The sequence below is a fragment of the Amycolatopsis oliviviridis genome (assembly GCF_014654365.1).
GTDB classification, from domain to species: Bacteria; Actinomycetota; Actinomycetes; order Mycobacteriales; family Pseudonocardiaceae; genus Amycolatopsis; species Amycolatopsis oliviviridis.
Map to the genome: position 1 here is coordinate 1,295,846 of NZ_BNAY01000001.1, position 15,738 is coordinate 1,311,583.

11 protein-coding genes are annotated in these 15,738 nt (G+C 70.1%); 5 read left to right on the forward strand and 6 right to left on the reverse strand.

Translation table 11 applies throughout. The features are described from left to right. Positions 1–112: 112 nt before the first annotated feature. The 3 genes from IE302_RS05545 (at position 113) to IE302_RS05555 (ending at position 5,027) form a co-directional block, all read left to right on the forward strand. Positions 113–1,813, forward strand: a complete 1,701-nt coding sequence (locus IE302_RS05545) for a glycoside hydrolase domain-containing protein (protein ID WP_191252343.1) — start codon at positions 113–115, stop codon at positions 1,811–1,813. 74 nt (positions 1,814–1,887) lie between these two features. Then, positions 1,888–3,504: an FG-GAP repeat protein gene (locus tag IE302_RS05550; protein ID WP_191252345.1), complete on the forward strand. Its 1,617-nt coding sequence runs from the start codon at positions 1,888–1,890 to the stop codon at positions 3,502–3,504. Continuing rightward, the gene (locus tag IE302_RS05555) at positions 3,501–5,027 is read left to right on the forward strand and encodes an alkaline phosphatase D family protein (protein WP_191252347.1); all 1,527 of its coding nucleotides are present in this window, start codon (positions 3,501–3,503) and stop codon (positions 5,025–5,027) included. Before IE302_RS05550 ends, IE302_RS05555 begins: the two co-directional genes overlap by 4 nt. A gap of 39 nt (positions 5,028–5,066) precedes the next feature. On the opposite strand, the gene IE302_RS05560 is transcribed toward IE302_RS05555, so the two are convergent. After that, a complete protein-coding gene (locus tag IE302_RS05560; protein WP_191252349.1) occupies positions 5,067–6,029 on the reverse strand; it encodes an ArsR/SmtB family transcription factor in 963 nt (320 codons plus the stop codon). A 180-nt stretch (positions 6,030–6,209) separates the two neighbouring features. Here IE302_RS05560 and IE302_RS05565 point away from each other — a divergent pair, with 180 nt between their 5' ends. Both IE302_RS05565 and IE302_RS05570 read left to right on the forward strand, forming a co-directional pair. Next, entirely contained in the window at positions 6,210–7,208 is a 999-nt protein-coding gene (locus IE302_RS05565; protein ID WP_191252358.1) for a C40 family peptidase, read from the forward strand. A gap of 31 nt (positions 7,209–7,239) precedes the next feature. Then, positions 7,240–8,373 carry a peptidoglycan-binding protein gene (locus IE302_RS05570; RefSeq protein WP_191252364.1) on the forward strand — a complete coding sequence of 378 codons (1,134 nt, stop codon included), beginning with the start codon at positions 7,240–7,242 and terminating at the stop codon, positions 8,371–8,373. Here the strand turns inward: IE302_RS05570 and IE302_RS05575 are convergent, their stop codons facing one another. The 5 genes from IE302_RS05575 to IE302_RS05595 all read right to left on the reverse strand — a co-directional run bounded on the left by IE302_RS05575 (position 8,374) and on the right by IE302_RS05595 (position 15,717). After that, positions 8,374–9,075: a response regulator gene (locus IE302_RS05575; protein WP_191252365.1), complete on the reverse strand. Its 702-nt coding sequence runs from the start codon at positions 9,073–9,075 to the stop codon at positions 8,374–8,376. After that, positions 9,072–10,268, reverse strand: coding sequence for a sensor histidine kinase (locus IE302_RS05580; RefSeq protein ID WP_229907611.1), 1,197 nt, complete (start codon positions 10,266–10,268; stop codon positions 9,072–9,074). Before IE302_RS05580 ends, IE302_RS05575 begins: the two co-directional genes overlap by 4 nt. Positions 10,269–11,343: 1,075 nt before the next feature. Beyond that, a complete protein-coding gene (locus IE302_RS05585; protein ID WP_191252366.1) occupies positions 11,344–12,579 on the reverse strand; it encodes an acetyl-CoA hydrolase/transferase family protein in 1,236 nt (411 codons plus the stop codon). Positions 12,580–12,649: 70 nt separating this feature from the next. Further along, a complete protein-coding gene (locus IE302_RS05590; RefSeq protein ID WP_191253136.1) occupies positions 12,650–13,525 on the reverse strand; it encodes a PfkB family carbohydrate kinase in 876 nt (291 codons plus the stop codon). Further along, positions 13,522–15,717, reverse strand: a complete 2,196-nt coding sequence (locus IE302_RS05595; RefSeq protein ID WP_191252367.1) for a hypothetical protein — start codon at positions 15,715–15,717, stop codon at positions 13,522–13,524. Before IE302_RS05595 ends, IE302_RS05590 begins: the two co-directional genes overlap by 4 nt. Between the last annotated feature and the right edge of the window lie 21 nt (positions 15,718–15,738).

A 15,738-nucleotide genomic window follows, 5' to 3' on the forward strand; every position in this document is an offset into this window, starting at 1 on the left:
CCGTAGGGCGCGGATTCCCCGCGTCGAAAGCCTTTCCACCGGCACGAAAACGCTTCCGGCCGCTCGTCGCGCGCCGATAGCCTCCCGCCCTTCGATTCCGGGAGGAGAACCGATGAAACCGACCTGGCGCGCAGGCGTCACCGCGATCGCCGTCGCACTGCTGACGGCCGCGACCACGACCGCCCCGGCCGCCGCCCCGGCCACGGGCTCGCGCACCGTCACCTACCACGGCTATCAGCTCGACGTCCCCGACGGCTGGCGGGTGGTGGACCTGGCCGCGACGCCGAGTGCCTGCGTCCGCTTCGACACCGAGACCGTCTACTTGGGACACCAGTCACAAGAACCGGACTGTCCCTCGAAACTCCTCGGCCGCACCGCGGGCCTGGTGATCCAACCACTCGGGGAACTGGGGCCCGAGCAGGTCCCGGACGGAGTGGTGACCGCACGGCCGGGGACGGCCGTACCACCGCCGGGCACGCCTTCCCACGAAGGCGCGATCCACGTCGCCGTGCCCGACGCCGGTGTCCTCGTCACCGCCGGGCACACCGACGTCACCGAATCGACCGTGCGGACAGCGCTGGCGGGAGCGCGTCTGGCCCCGGGCGGTGCCCATGCCGATCTGCCTGCCAGACCGAGCAAGGCGGCCGCTGCGGCGCCGATCGTCACACCGGGAAGCTTTCAGGGCAAGGGTTTCGAAACCTGCGCCGCGCCTTCTCAGTCCACTATGGACGCCTGGCGGTCCTCGCCGTACCGCGCCGTCGGCATCTACAGCAGCGGTGATCTCCGTGCCTGCGCGCAACCCAATCTCACCGCGGCGTGGGTCGCGAACCAGGCCGCCCGCGGCTGGCGTTTCATCCTCACCGACGTCGGCAGGCAAGCGCCGTGCACCGGTTACCGGCTGAAGATGTCCACCGACCCCTCGACCGCCCGGCAGCAAGGCAAGGACGCGGCGGCGAGTGCCATCGCGGCGAACACCGCGCTCGGGTTCGGGCCGGGCAGCGTGATCTACAGCGACATCGAGGGCTACTCGTCGACGGCGGCCTGCAAGGCGAGCGTGCTGTCCTACGTCAGCGGCTGGACCGAGGCGCTGCACGCGAAGGGCTGGCTGTCCGGGGTCTACACGAGCGCGGGATCCGGGATCAAGGATCTCGCGAGCGCGTACACGAACACCGCCTACACCAGAACGGATCACATCTGGTTCGCCTGGTGGAACGACAAAGCCGACGTCGACACCGGCTCCTACGCGCCGAGCACGTACTGGGCGAGCCATCAGCGGATCCACCAGTACGCCGGCGAGGTCGCGGAAACCTGGGGCGGGGTGAGGATCTCCGGTATCGATCGCGACTACCTGGACGTCGGACGTACGACGCGGCCGTGCGACACGGTAAGCCTCGACTTCACCGCGTATCCGAAAACCGTCCAGGGCGCGACCGGGAACCTGGTCAAAGCGGCACAGTGCCTCTTGACTCCCGCGGGCAAACCGTCCGGCACGTTCGACGAATCCACGGTGTCCGCCACGAAGGCGTTCCAGCAGTCCCACGGGCTCACCGTCACCGGCGAGATCGAAGCGCACACCTGGACCGCACTACTGTCCACAGGGGACACTCCCACGTTGCGGCAGGGTTCGTCCGGCGCCGCGGTGAACCGGCTGCAACGCGCGCTGACCGCCGCGTCCGGCACGACCCTCGCCATCGACGGCACGTTCGGCCCGAACACCGAAAAGGCGGTCCGTGCCTACCAGACCGCGCACGGACTCGGGGTCGACGGAGTGGTCGGCCAGGCCACCTGGGGCGCGTTGCAGGCGGGGCGGTGAGCGTCGTGCCGGACCTTTTCACACAGGCCGAAACGGTTGTCCCCGCCCGTTCCCGCTTCCTACCGTCGTCCGTCGTGGCGAACAAATGGTTTCCCGTACTGGCGGCCGCGGCCGCACTGACCTTCGTGACCTCACCGGCGACGGCCGCGCCCACCCTCGCGGCGCTCCCGGCCGTCCCTCAGGCCGACGTGAACGGCGACGGCGTCGCCGACCTCGTCCTGTCCACCGGTGCGCGGCTGACCTACAGCGGCGACACCTCCCTCAACCCCCACGATCTCGGCGGTTCCGTGCTGGTGGTGCCCGGCGGGGCCGCCCCGCCCGGCGCGCCCTCGGCGCTGATCAACCAGAACACCACCGGCGTCGGGCTGGGCATGGAGGCGAACGACAAGTTCGGCGCCGCCCTCGCGACCGGCGACTTCAACCGGGACGGACTGGCCGACGTCGCGATCGGCAACCCGGGCGAGTCGGTCGGCGGCCTGGCGAACGCGGGTACGGTCAGCATCCTCTACGGCCAGCGCACCGCGCCCTATCTCCGGGCTCTGCCCGGGGCGCTCGGGACGATCAACCAGGACACCGCGGACGTGCCGGGGGCGATGGAGGCCGGTGACCAGTTCGGCGCCAGCCTGGCCACCGGCGATTTCAACGGTGACGGTTACGCCGACCTCGGCGTCGGCTCACCGGGTGAAGCGATCGAGACGAAGGCACGTGCCGGCGCGGTATGGGTCTTCTACGGCGGGAGTGCCGGGCTCACCGCCCGGAACGCGATCGCGTTCAACCAGGACGACCCGGATCTGGCGGGCGCGTCCGAAGCGGGCGACCTGATGGGCTGGTCGCTGGCGGCCGGGGACGTCACCGGGGACAAGCGGGACGATCTCGCCGTCGTGTCGTCCGGTGAGGTGATCACCGGGACGGCCAACGCCTGGGGGTCGGTCCACCTGCTGCACGGCTCGGCGAGCGGGCTGTCGGCCAAGGCGTCCTCCTACATCAGCGTGGGCAACGCGGCCACCGACGGGAAATGGCGGGGCGCGGTCATCGGCCGCTTCCACGGCGGGGCCAACGCCGATCTGGTGATCCAGGCCGACCGCCGTCGCGGCGGTCCCACCGGATCCGGCGCGCTCGTCGCCGTCCGGGGCGGTTCCGCCGGGCTGACCACCGCGGTCGAGGTGATCGACCAGTCCGGTGACGCGATCCCGGGAAGTCCCGAGGCGAACGACTACTTCGGAGGCTCTCTCGCCGTCGGCGACCTCGACGGCGACACCTTCGACGACCTGGCCGTCGGAGTGCCGAAAGAGGACAACCGCACCGGCGCGCTGTGCCTGCTGCGCGGAGGCGCGACCGGGTTGTCGTCCTTCCCCGCCACGGCGGTCGGCGAGAACACCGCGCCCCTGAACGCCGGCGCGGCGGCGGGCGAGGGATTCGGCTACGGGCTGCGGATCCTCGACATCACCGGTGACGGCAAACCGGAACTGACCGTTTCGGCTCCCTGGGAGAACGGCGGCCCGCAGACCGGAGCGATGTTCGTGCTGAACACCGGGCTCACGGGCAACGCCCTGACCGTGACGGCGGCACGCAAACTCACCCGCACCGAGATCGGCACGGCCACCGCCTTCGGCCCCGGAGCCCCGTTCGCGGGCAACTCCGCCGTGCTGGACGACAACCTGGACTCACCGAAGCAGGGGGATCACCCATGAGCAAGTTGAACCGACGGACGTTCGTCTTCGGTACCGCCGTCACCGTGGGAGCGGTGGCACTGGGCGGCCGGGCGAGCGCCGCGCTGGCCTATCCGTTCAAACTCGGTGTCGCGTCGGGCGACCCGCTGCCCGACGGTGTCGTGCTGTGGACCAGGCTGGCGCCGGACCCGCTGAAGAACGGCAACGGCGGCATGCCGACCACGTCGACCGCGGTGGACTGGGAGGTCGCGACCGACGACAAGTTCGCGAACGTGGTCAGGAACGGCCGGGTCACCGCGGTGTACGCCGACGCCCACTCGGTGCACGTCGAAGTCAACGGGCTGCAACCGGACTACGAGTACTACTACCGGTTCCGCGCCGAAGGGCACATCTCCCCCGTCGGCCGCACCCGCACCGCTCCCGCGTTCGACACGTTCGGACGCGACCTGCTGATGGCGTTCACCTCGTGCGCGCACTACGAAGACGGCTTCTACACCGTGTACCGCCGCATGGCCGAGGAACGCCCCGGCCTCATCCTGCATCTCGGCGACTACATCTACGAAACCAGCAACAAAGCCGAGGATCCGCGTCCCCGGCGTCACGCCGACAAAGCCGAGCTCGTCGATCTCGGCGACTACCGGCGCCGGTACGCGGAGTACAAGATGGACTCCGACCTCCAGGCCGCGCACGCCGCCGCGCCCTGGCTGGTCGTACCGGACGATCACGAGGTCGAGAACAACTACGCCGGGGATCACCGGGCCAACGACAACCCCTCCCTGCCCAACGGCTGGGCCAAGCGTCGCGAGGACGCCTACAAGGCGTACTACGAGAACATGCCGTTGCGGGGCGGGGCGAAACCGAACGGGCACAAGATCCAGCTGTACCGGCGGGTGCGCTGGGGCAGGCTGGCGACCTTCCACATGCTCGACACCCGCCAGTACCGGAGCGATCAGGCGTGCGGCGACGGGTGGAAGTACTGCCCCGAAGCCGGCGATCCGGCGCGGAGCCTGCCCGGCATCGCGCAGGAGAACTGGCTGCTCGACGGGTTCGCCCAGCGGCAGGGAACCTGGGACCTGATCGGTCAGCAGGTCTTCTTCGCCCGGCGGGCCGACGCGAACGGCGCGTCGGGAATGGACGGCTGGGACGGCTACCCGGCCTCCCGCGACCGTATCCAGAAGGGCTGGGTCCAGCGCGGAGTCCGCAACCCGGTGGTCCTCACCGGGGACGTCCACCGGGCCTGGGCGAACGAACTCAAGGTGGACTTCACCAACCCGGCCTCCCCGGTCGTCGGCACCGAACTGGTCACCAGCTCCGTCTCCTCCGGCGGCAACGGCGCCGACACCACGGGCGTTCCCGATCAGGCCGGGAACCCGCACCTCAAGTTCTACTCCCAGCACCGCGGGTACGTCCGGGCGAAGCTGAGCCAGACGAAGATGGACGTCGACTTCCGGGCCGTCAAGAAGGTCACCGTACGCGGAGAACCGGTGACGACGCTGCGCTCGTACGTCGTCGAGGAAGGCCGTCCGGGCCTGCAGGCCCCGTGATCGGAGTCCGGGGCCCGGCCGCGGCCGGGCCCCGGACGTTCAGCCCTCCGCCAACAGCGCGAGGCCGAGCGGGGTGATCGAATGCAGTACGGACTGCCCGTTCTGGCAGCTCGTGATCAGGCCGGCCTCGCGCAGGGTGGCCGCCTGCTGGCTCGCAGTCGGCAGGCTGGTCTCCGTCCGGGAGGCCACTTCGGTGGTCGTACCCGGGCGCTCCCCGATGACCTCGAGGACCCGGGCGCGCGTCCGCCCCAGGAGTGACGTCAGCGGCCGGCCCGTCCCTCCGCCCACCGACCAGCCCACCTTGTGCTCGATCGGATAGACCAGGGTCGGTTCGAGCTCACCGTCCAGGAAGGTCGTCGGCAGCCCCCAGCAGAAGAAGGACGGCGCGAGGCACAGTCCCCGCCCGTTCAGCCGCAGTTCCTGGTCCACCGGATAGTCCAGCTCCAGCACGGGATAGTTCCACCGCGCCGTCGGGTGCACCCGGGCGAGCAGGTGCTCGCATCCCTCCTCGGTCATCATCTTGACCTGCCTGGCCCGTTCCTGTTCGACGCGGCCGCAGATGCGCACCCAGTACGGTGCGAGACAGGCCGCGAAATACCGTTCGACCGAGTCCGCGAGCCGGGTGAGCGTCTCCGGTCTGCCCTCGGCCAGACCGGAAGTCCACGCGGGAAGCCGCCGGTGCCCGGCGAGCACGGTCAGATCGGCCTTGAGCCGCTGTTTCGGGGTACGGCGCAGGGCTTCGAGCCCGTCGGACAGTGACAGGTTCCGCAGGGTCGGGGTGATGAAATCGACCGCGTAACCCGACTGCGGCGCCAGATCCGCCAGCAGCCGGGTGGTGACGTGCGCCGCCTGCGCCACCGATCTTCGCCATTCTTCGAAGATCGCCCCGCCTTCGCGGCCTCGCAGCCGGTACACACTGAGCAGCACCTCCCACATCGGCTGCGGCGCGGCACTGATCCGGGTCCTGGCCAGATCTTCGGGAGTGAAATGAATTTTCAACATCAGCGTCCCCCCTCGCGACGCTCGATGTTAGGGGATCATCGGCGTTCTCTGACACCACCCGGGGCGCAAATACCGCGCCGGACTGGTTCCGCCTACCACCAGGGTTGACCCGCTGAACACCCCCTTTGGGGTGGGCGAAAACCTTTGCCACACCCGTCCGTCCGCTCCGATGCTTGGCCCATGCGAACCATCGCCGCGAGCGTCCTCGCCGCCGTCCTGATCCTTTGTGGACTGATCCAGCCAGTGCCCCGGATCGCCCTCGCGGCACCGGATCCCCACTCCGCGGAACACCCGGCCGCCGATTTGAGGCTCACCCGCGACGACATCCTGACCCGGGCGAAGAGCTGGATCGACGAACGGGTGCCGTACAGCCAGAGCGCGAAGCACACCAACCGATACGGCACGTACCGGCAGGACTGCTCCGGCTACGTGTCGATGGCCTGGGGGCTGAAGACCGCGCGCTGGACGGGCGACATCATGGAGGTCGCCACCCGGATCGAGAAGAAGAACCTCCTGCCGGGCGACAGCCTGTGGGTGCATTCCAGCTCGCACCAGCACATGGCGCTGTTCCTCCGCTGGGCGAACGCCGCGAAGACCCAGGCCGTGGTGTGGGAGGAGTACCGCACCGGAACGGTGGCGTCCGAGCGCACCTGGTCGGCGGACCGGACGGCGGGATTCACCGCGATCCGGTACCGCAACGTCCTCGAAGGCGACGCCAAGACCTGCGCTGCGGTGAGCCTGGATCACCCGCGTTACCCCGAAATCGCACCGGCCGCGACCGGCGACCTCGTCAAGACGGCGCAGTGCCTGCTCACCTCCGCCGGATTCCCCACCGGCGCCAACGGCCCCACCGGCACGTTCGACGACACGACTTCGAGCGCCACGAAACAGTTCCAGACGAGCAGGGGTTTGCCCTCACTCGGCAAGGTCGACTCACACACCTGGACGGCGCTGCTGGCGAGGGGCACCACCCCGCAGGTCCAGGACGGCGCGTCCGGGGACGCGGTGCTGCGCCTTCAGCGCGCGCTGAACGCCGCCCTCGACGCGGGCCTGGAACTCGACGGCAGGTTCGGCGCCAACACCACCGCCGCGGTGAAGCGGTACCAGGGCGCGCACGGGCTGTCCGCCGACGGAATCGTCGGTCCGAACACCTGGGCCGCGCTGCAGGCCGGGAAATAGTCGTCCACTGTGGACACGGAAAGAGGTGGTGATGCCGGTGCGAACGGCACTAATCGGAATGGTCATGGTGGTCGCCGGCGGGCTGGCGGCGGCGGGCGGCGCGACGGCGGCCGAGGCCGCCGATCCGACCGGCGCCGAGCTGAGCGCGGTGGTGGCGACCTGCGGGCAGCAGGTGTCCGCCGGGAAATACGCGGAACGCAGCGGAGGCGCCCGCACGGTTCCCGTGTGCGCGACCGGCGGCGCCGTGCACTGGCGGTCCGGGATGACGATCGACTGCGACGGCCAGCGCACCGAGAAGTGCAACGCTTCGACGGATCCGTCCTGGCAGGGGCAGACGGCGTGGTCGCAGTCGGACGGCAAGCCGCTCAACGCCGAGAAGCTGCCCTACATCGTGGTCCCCGGGATCAGCTCGACCTGGAGCTACGCCCGCTCCGGCATCACCGGAGGGACCGTCGCCGCGGTGGTCTACCAGGGCAGGGTCGCCTACGCCGTCGTCGGCGACGTCGGTCCGGCGGGAGCGATCGGCGAGGGTTCCTACGCGCTGGCCAAGGCACTCGGCATCAACCCCGACCCGCGTTCGGGCGGGGTGTCCGGCAGGGTCGTCGACTACATCGTCTTCCCCGGTGTCAAAGCCGCCCCCATCCAGGACGCGGCCGACGCGGTCACCCGGGGCAAACGGGCCGCGACCGACCTCGTGTCCCGAACCCACGGCTGTGCGAGCGTCGGTGTCGACGGCCTTTATCCGCGACTCGACCCCGGTGCCGCCCTCCCTGAGGTGAAGAAGGCGCAATGCCTGCTGCGGGCCGCCGGACAGGACACGGGTTCCGGTGATCCGAGCGGTGTCCTGGATCCGGCGACCGTGTCCGCGGTGAAGCGGTTCCAGAAACAGGTGGGGCTCGCGGAGGCGGGCTCGGTGGACTCGCACACCTGGACGGCGCTGCTGGCGCGCGGTGCCACCCCGCAGGTTCAGGACGGCTCGTCCGGCGAAGCCGTCTTCAGGCTGCAGCGGTCGCTCAACGCCGCCATCGGCGCGAACCTGACCGTCGACGGTGCGTTCGGCGCCAAGACCACCGCGGCCGTCAAGAGCTACCAGACCTCTCGGGGACTCGACGCCGACGGGATCGCCGGGGCGAACACCTGGCGGGCGCTGCAAGCCGGGAAATGATCACCCTGGGGCTTCCGCGATCCGCTTCCGGAAGCCCCAGGACCCCGGCTCGACGAGACCGGATTCGTAGGCCACGGCGACGACCTGCGCGCGGCTGGACAGGCCGAGTTTCGTCATGGCGCGGTTCACGTGCGTCTTCACCGTGGATTCGCTCACCACCAGTTCGCCGGCGATGCCGCCGTTGGTCATGCCCTCGCCGACCAGCCGCAGCACCTCGGTCTCTCGGGCGGTGAGACAGTCCAGCTCGGGCCCGCGACCGGCGGCCCGCCCGCCCGGCCGGTTCGCGTAGGCCTCGATCAACCGCCGCATGACGGTCGGCGCGAACAGCTGCTCCCCCGCCGCGATCGTGTGGATGGCGGCCACCAGCCGCTCCGCCCGGACGTCCTTGAACAAGAAGCCCGACGCCCCCGCTCGCAGCGCCGAATACACGTACTCGTCCAGGTCGAAAGTCGTCAGTATCAGCACGCGTGTCGGACGATCGGTCTCCGCGGCGAGAATGCGTTCGGTCGCGGCCACCCCGTTCACACCCGGCATTCTGATGTCCATCACCACGACGTCCGGCCGGAGCCGTGCCGCCAGCTCCACCGCCTCCTGCCCGTCGGCGGCCTCGCCGACGACGCTGATCCCGGGCGCCGCCCGCAACAGCGCTACGAGCCCGGCACGGACCAGCTCTTGATCATCGACGACCAGCACCTCGATCACGATCTGTCTCCCCCCGCCTCCCGGTCCCGAATGCGCCCGTCCGCCGCCAGCGGCAGCACGAGCGTCACTGCGAAACCCCCTCCGGAACACGCGCCCGCCACGAGTGTCCCGCCGTACAACTCGGCGCGCTCTCGCATGCCGATCATCCCGTGACCGGCCCCCTCCGAAGACCGCTCCGAGCGGCCGTCGTCGGCGATCCGCACCGTCACTTCGTCCGCGCCGTAGGTCAGCGACACCCTCGCGCTGGCCGGGCGGGCGTGCTTGACCACGTTGGTCAGCGCCTCCTGAACGACACGATAGACGCAAAGTTCCACCCCGTCGGGCAACGAGCGAGCACGACCGCGCGCGGAGACCTCGACCCGCACCCCGGCCGCGCCGACCCTCGCCGCGAGCTCCTCCAGCCCCGCCAGACCGGGGGCGGGGACGTAGGTTTCGTCGTCCTCGCCGGACCTCAACACCGTCAGCATGCGCCGCAGCTCGTCGAGGCCTTCGCCGCTGGTGCGGCCGATGACGTCCAGCGCCGTCCGGCTGGCCGCCGGATTCGAGTCGAACACGTACCGCGCCATCTCCGCCTGCACCGCGATGACCGACATGTGGTGGGCCACGACGTCGTGCAACTCGCGCGCGGTGCGGACGCGTTCCTCCGTGACAGCCCGCCGCGCTCGGTCCTCTTGTTCTTGCCGCAGCTTCGCGGCCAGCTCCCGCAACTGCCCGTTGCGCTGGGCCAGCCGTCCCGCGTTGGCACCGAAAGTCCACGCGACGGCGGTCAGCAGCACGCTCTGGAACACCGCCGTCCACGCCGAGCCGATCAGCTGGGCCTGGATCGCGGTGTAGGTCTCGCAGGCCAAGGTGATCGCCGCGCACAGCGCCGTCACGCGAACGGACCGGTGCGCCGCGACGGTGTACAACCCCAGCAGCAGCGCCAGTGCGCTGGTACCCGGCCAGTATCCGGGCAGCAGGAAGCCCGCCCACGCGAGCAGGAGCAGCACGAAGACCCATGTCGGCGCACGGCGTCGGAACGCCAGGGGCGCGTTGACCAGGACGCTCAGCACGACGCCCACCGCGTCGAAGGGCCGGAAACCCGGGATGTCGATGGCGAAGCCCGCCTCGACCGTGAACCCGATCATGAAAACGGCCAGCAGCCCGTCGGCCACCGCGGGAACGAGTCTTCTCGACGAGGTCGGTGGGCGCACACGGAACGATAGCCCTCACGACGCCCGTGCCGCGTCTGACTCGGGTATGACCTCCGTACCGCACAGGTTGACTCGCCCGGGCGATGCGTCACACCTTCCGGAGGCGCGCCACCGTTCAGTGAAGATCACATGACCACGAGTGATCACGCGTCGTCGGCCGGAAACCCCGTGCCTGCCCCGAAAAAGCGAGAGTCACCCTCGTTTCGTCACCCGTCTCGGTGATTCCCGCCGACTCACCATTCGTGGCAACTGGATCACCGTTTCGTGTCACGCCCCCGCCCACTTGCCGTAGCGGAGGCCCAGCTTCCACATCGACTCGCCCCAGGTCGCTACCCACAGTGTCAACGCTCGCGAAACCCACCCCTGACGCAAAACACGAAAGACTTACGTGTTTATCGTGGGAAGATTCACGACCGGCCGCCCGCCCGGGGAATCGTTTTTTGACAGGGCGCCAACGTGGTGAAAATCTTCGATCGCTCCTCGCGAGAGCACAACCGAACACGAAAATCCGAACAAGGAGCCCCTCAATGCAGATGTTCACCCAGCACGTGCACCACGGCCACGACCTGATCTCGGGTCTGCTCGCGCACCTGGCGCACGTGCTCGGATGGCTGGTCTGACGCTCTAGGCACAAGGGTTTACCGGGGGCCGGTCTGTTGGCGCGGGTCGGCCCCTCCGTGTTTGCGACCCGGTAAAGGGAACATGATCGTGTTCCCTTTACCGGGTTCCGGCATTTCGGCGCCGGACTCATTCTCTTGAGGGCGAGACAAAGGTTTCACGCTCGCCCGCTCACCCACGTGATGGCGTCCGGCGCTTGCCCGCCGGAGGTACATGAAGGCCCCCTTCCTTGCGCCTATCGCAAGGAAGGGGGCCTTCATGTACCTCCCAAGCGGTGAAGGTCGAGTTTCCTCGGCTGAGCCGCGTGAAGGGGGCCTTCACGGACCCTGGCCCACGATCGCGATCTGCCGTGGAGGCCGCGTTGCGCCTCGTGAGTGGTAAGTGTCGTTCTAACGGCACTTACCACTCACGACCACCTGAGCCCAGCGCGGTCTGGTGGAACGGCAGCACTCCGCACTCAAGAAAGCGCGAAACCCAATTCCCTGCCGCGTGTCACGAGTTCTTCCCGCGCCGCGGGATGCGCGACGTTGCCGACGATCTGCCTCGCCTGCTCGCTCGCGTCGTTTCCCCAGATGGTCGCGACACCGTGCTCACTGACCAGGAAACTGTGCTGGAACGAAGTCACCGGCCCGGTCAGCCGGGGCACGACCGTCGAAACGTCGGCCTTCGGATGCCACGACGGCAGCGCGATGATCGCCCGGCCGCCGGGTGAATGCAGCGCCCCGACCACGAAGTCGGTCTGCCCGCCGAATCCCGAGTAGATCGCCCCTCGCACACGGCTCGCGTTGGCCTGTGCGAAGAGGTCCACTTCGAGGGCGCTGTTCACCGAGACCAGCCCGCGCTGCCGGGCGATCACGGCCGGGTCGTTCGTCTTTTCCGTGCGCAGCAGGCGAATCCGCGGATTGCGGTCGAGCCAGCGGTACAGCTCGGCACTGCCGAACACGAACGACGCCGTCACCGGTTCCGCCGGATCGAGGGCCCCGGCTCGGTCGAGCGCGAGCACGCCGTCGCTGAACATCTCCGACCAGATCGCGAGTCCACGCCGTCCGGTCACCGCCGCCAGGGTCGCGTCCGGGATGCCGCCGATGCCCAGTTGCAGGGTCGCGCCGTCGGCGACCAGCCCGGCCACCCGCTCACCGATGGTCCGCGCCGTGTCCCCCACCGGCCGCGGGACCGGTGACAAGAGCGGCTCGGCCACCTCGATGGCGTAGTCGATTTCGTCGACCGGCAAGACGCCGTCGCCGTAGGTGAACGGCATCTCGGGGTTGACCTGCGCGACGACCAGGCCTCCGCGGGCCCGCACCGCCTCGACGGCCGCGGGCAGGATGTTCACCTCCGTGCCCATCGACACCACGCCGTCGACCGGGGCCGAGGTGTGCAGCAGGACGACGTCCGGCGGCAGCGCGGTCTTGAGCAGTTGCGGCACCAGCGACAGCCGGGACGGGAAGTACCGCAACCCCGGGCGGCCGCGCATGCCCGCGCCCACGAACGGCGTCTCCAGCAGGACGCCGTCGCGGTCCGGCATCCCGGCCTGCGCGTTCAACGCGAACAGCCGGTACTCCGCCAGCGCCGCGTCCAGCACCTTCAGTGCTCGCATCGGGGTCGCGAAGTTCCCGCTCACCACCACCCGCGGCCGCGACGCGGGAACGCCCGCCAGGACCGAACCGAGCTGACTTTCCGACAAGACGCGCATGAGCCGATCATGCCCGAGGAACCACACGGCGGCTCCGGATGTTGTCCCATCCCACAGCCATCGCGAACGCTCACCCGAGAAAGGCGTCCACTTCGGCCCTGGTGGGCGAAGTCGCCGGACCATGCCTGGTCACCGCGATCGCGGCGGCGGCGTTCGCCCGGCGCGCGGCGTCGAGCAGCCCGGTCCCGGCCAGCAGTTCGGCGGCCAGTACCCCGCAATGCGCGTCGCCCGCCCCGTTGGTGTCCACAGTGGCCACCGGGACGCCCGGCACGGCGACACTGTGACCGCCGGAGACGACCCGGCATCCGGCGGGTCCCTCGCGGACGACGAGCACCTCGACGTGCTCGCCCACTGTCTCCAGGATCTTCGCTTCGCCGGTGCTGCAGCTCAGGATGTCCACGTGCGCCAGCACCGCCGCGAGGTCGGCGGCGGGGATCTTCCCGGCGAGTGGTCCGGGGTCGAACAGCACGGTGGCCCCGGCAATGCCCGGCAGCCACTCGATGAACACCTTCGCGTTCGGCTCGTCCAGCAGGCTGTACCCGGTGAGGTACACGACGTCGCGGTTCGTCGGCGTGACGGCGTCGAGCAGACCGGGCGGCATCCGGCCCGCGGCACCGGTCCCGGTGACGAACGTGCGCTCGCCGTCGTCCTCCACCAGCGCCACGACGATCCCGGTATCGCCCTCGGCGGACGGCGCGTGCGCGAGCGTGATGCCCTCGGCTGCCATCGCCGCCCGGGCGAGTTCGCCGAAGCCACCGGTGCCGTGCAGGCCGGCGTAGAGGACGTCCGCGCCCGCCCTGGCGGCCGCCGCCATCACGTTGAACCCGCCGCCCGGCAGGAGGTCCGTCGAGGACGCCATGACATCGCCGCCGGGCACCGGCAGTCCCGGCACCCCCATGACGAGGTCCAGTACGACCTGTCCGGTATGGATCAGCCGCCCGTTCACCGGACGCCCACCCACCGGCCGCCGCCCCAGCCGAGCCATCGGCGTCCATTGTGGACTGTTCCGTCGTCGGCGAACCGATATCCCGCGACGACGGCGGCGAGCCCGTCCACCGCCGGTCCGAGGTCGGTGCCCGCCAGGTGCGGGCGCAGTTCGTCGACGATGGTCCACTGCTTCTCTGCGTCACAGAAGCTGAGGAAGAAGATCCCCTGCCGCCACGCGTAAGCCGCGTTCTTGACCGCCGTCAGCGCGGCGTGCCGGTCGGTGGACGGCACGGCGGAGCGACGCAGCGCCCAGCCGAGCGACCGCGCCGCGAGGCCGGGCGCGAGCACCGTCAGCCGGTCCCACAGCCCGAGCCCGTCGGCCAGCACGGCCAGGTTGTGCGTGGTGACGATTTGGCTCTGCTCCAGGACCGCGCCGTTCGCGGCCACGCCGGACAGGCGGCCGTGCCCCGCTTCCGCCGCCCTGTCCTTGCACACCTTGGCGAAGTCGTCCGCTGTCTTCCTGCCCCATCGGGTCGTCGTCTCTTCCCGCCACGTCTCCGGCAGGTCGTAATACCGCGCGTACAGCGAACCCGCCATGACCCGGCTCGCGATCACCGCGGCGTCGCGGAACTTCGTGGTGAAGGTGCCCATGAAGATGTCCGCCGCGACCTCCTCGACCAGCGGGAACCGCAGGCCCGCCTGCTTGGCGAGCGCGGTGAACTCGCTCACCAGCGGGTTCGGCAGGATCGCGTGCGGGAAGGCGGTCAGCGCGAGCATCGTGGTCTGGGCGAGGGTCTGCCGCGCGGCCTCGGCGGTGTCGCGCCGGTGCGCGCGCAGCGGCTCCAGCGCGGCCACCCACGGCAGCTCGGTGAAACCGACCTGGGTCGCCAGATCGAGCAGCAGCAGGCTCCGGCGGCGCCGGAACGCCGCGTACGTCCGGGCGTACAACGCCGACAGCGCCGGGTCTTCGATGTTCGCCGCGAGCAGCGACGCGGTGATCTGCGGCAGCACGGTGGCGAGTACCTCGCCGGAGGTGATCACGTCCCGCGCGACCAGTTCCTCGACCGGGGCCTCCCACGCCCGGTTCACCTTCACGACGACACCGTCCGGCACGCTCCACCCGTCGACGTCCTCGGTGACCGGTTCGACCGACGGGACACCGCCGTCGTCCGCGTAGGCGTCGAGCCGGACGGCGACCGCTTCCGCGAGCTCGGCCTTGGTCGGCCGCTCCACAACGGAAAGTTCCGCCTCCCGCAACGCCGTCCGCCGCTCGGAACCGGGAGCGCCGTGCTTGCCGATCGTGTTGGCGAGCGCACGCCGTACCCATCCGACGTCCCGCGCGGTCAGCGAACGGCTGTCCGTCTCGCACGCGGCCAGCGCGGTCCGCAGCCGGGTGAAGTTGGCGCGAGGATGCGCTGTCACGCCCTCGGTTTCGGCGAGCAACGCCGTCCGGCGAATAGTCCAGTCCGCCGGCCAGACACGGCACGGCCAGCCGCCCGCGACGACGCCGTCGTCCCGCAGGGTGGGCAATTCGCCTTCCACGGTTTCGCACCAGAGAGCGACGAGCCGGTCGTACAGCGGACGCTCGCGCAGCCTGGTGCGCATCGTGGTGATCGCGGACGGCGTCGTGATCGCGCGCAAGGAGGTCTTGACCTGCTTGACGGACTGGAGCCTGACGACGGAACCCGTGGGGGTGGGCGACTGCCCGAAGACCGGTGTCAGCCGCAGCCGGTGCATGAGCGGGCGCATCGCGGCGACGAGGTCGAGCGCCGCCGCGTGGTGGTCGTGCGCGAGCAGCCACGCGACCGTCATCAGCGCGGCGTGTTCCGGGACCTCGACACGGTACGTCCCGGCCGCGAGCGCGCCGAGCAGCGCGGCCTGGCCCTCGTCGGTCAGGTAGTGCAGGTTCAGCCGTTCCCTGCCGGTCGTGCCCGGCGCGCCGTCGGGCAACGCGCGGACGAGTTCGCTCTCGTCCTCACGCAAGGGTTCTTCGGCGACGTAGCGACCGCTGGCGAACCCGCCGTGCAGTACTTCGAGGGTCACCCAGGCCGGGGTGTCGGCGACCGGGGTACGGGAACCGATGGTCAGCGTGCCGTCGGCCATCCCGTCGAGCACGGCACGCCAGCCCGCCGCCCGTGCCGAATCGGCGCCCGCGTGCCGCAGCGCGCGACGCAACTGGCCGTACGCGTAGCCGAACTGCCCCTCGTTCACCGGTCTCCCCCTGTCCATCGA

Coding starts and splice junctions, on each gene's coding strand:
- IE302_RS05555 (WP_191252347.1), top strand. CDS start 3,501: ATGAGCAAGTTGAACCGACGGACGTTCGTCTTCGGTACCGCCGTCACC.
- IE302_RS05545 (WP_191252343.1), top strand. CDS start 113: ATGAAACCGACCTGGCGCGCAGGCGTCACCGCGATCGCCGTCGCACTG.
- IE302_RS05570 (WP_191252364.1), top strand. CDS start 7,240: ATGCCGGTGCGAACGGCACTAATCGGAATGGTCATGGTGGTCGCCGGC.
- IE302_RS05565 (WP_191252358.1), top strand. CDS start 6,210: ATGCGAACCATCGCCGCGAGCGTCCTCGCCGCCGTCCTGATCCTTTGT.
- IE302_RS05585 (WP_191252366.1), bottom strand. CDS start 12,579: ATGCGCGTCTTGTCGGAAAGTCAGCTCGGTTCGGTCCTGGCGGGCGTT.
- IE302_RS05560 (WP_191252349.1), bottom strand. CDS start 6,029: ATGTTGAAAATTCATTTCACTCCCGAAGATCTGGCCAGGACCCGGATC.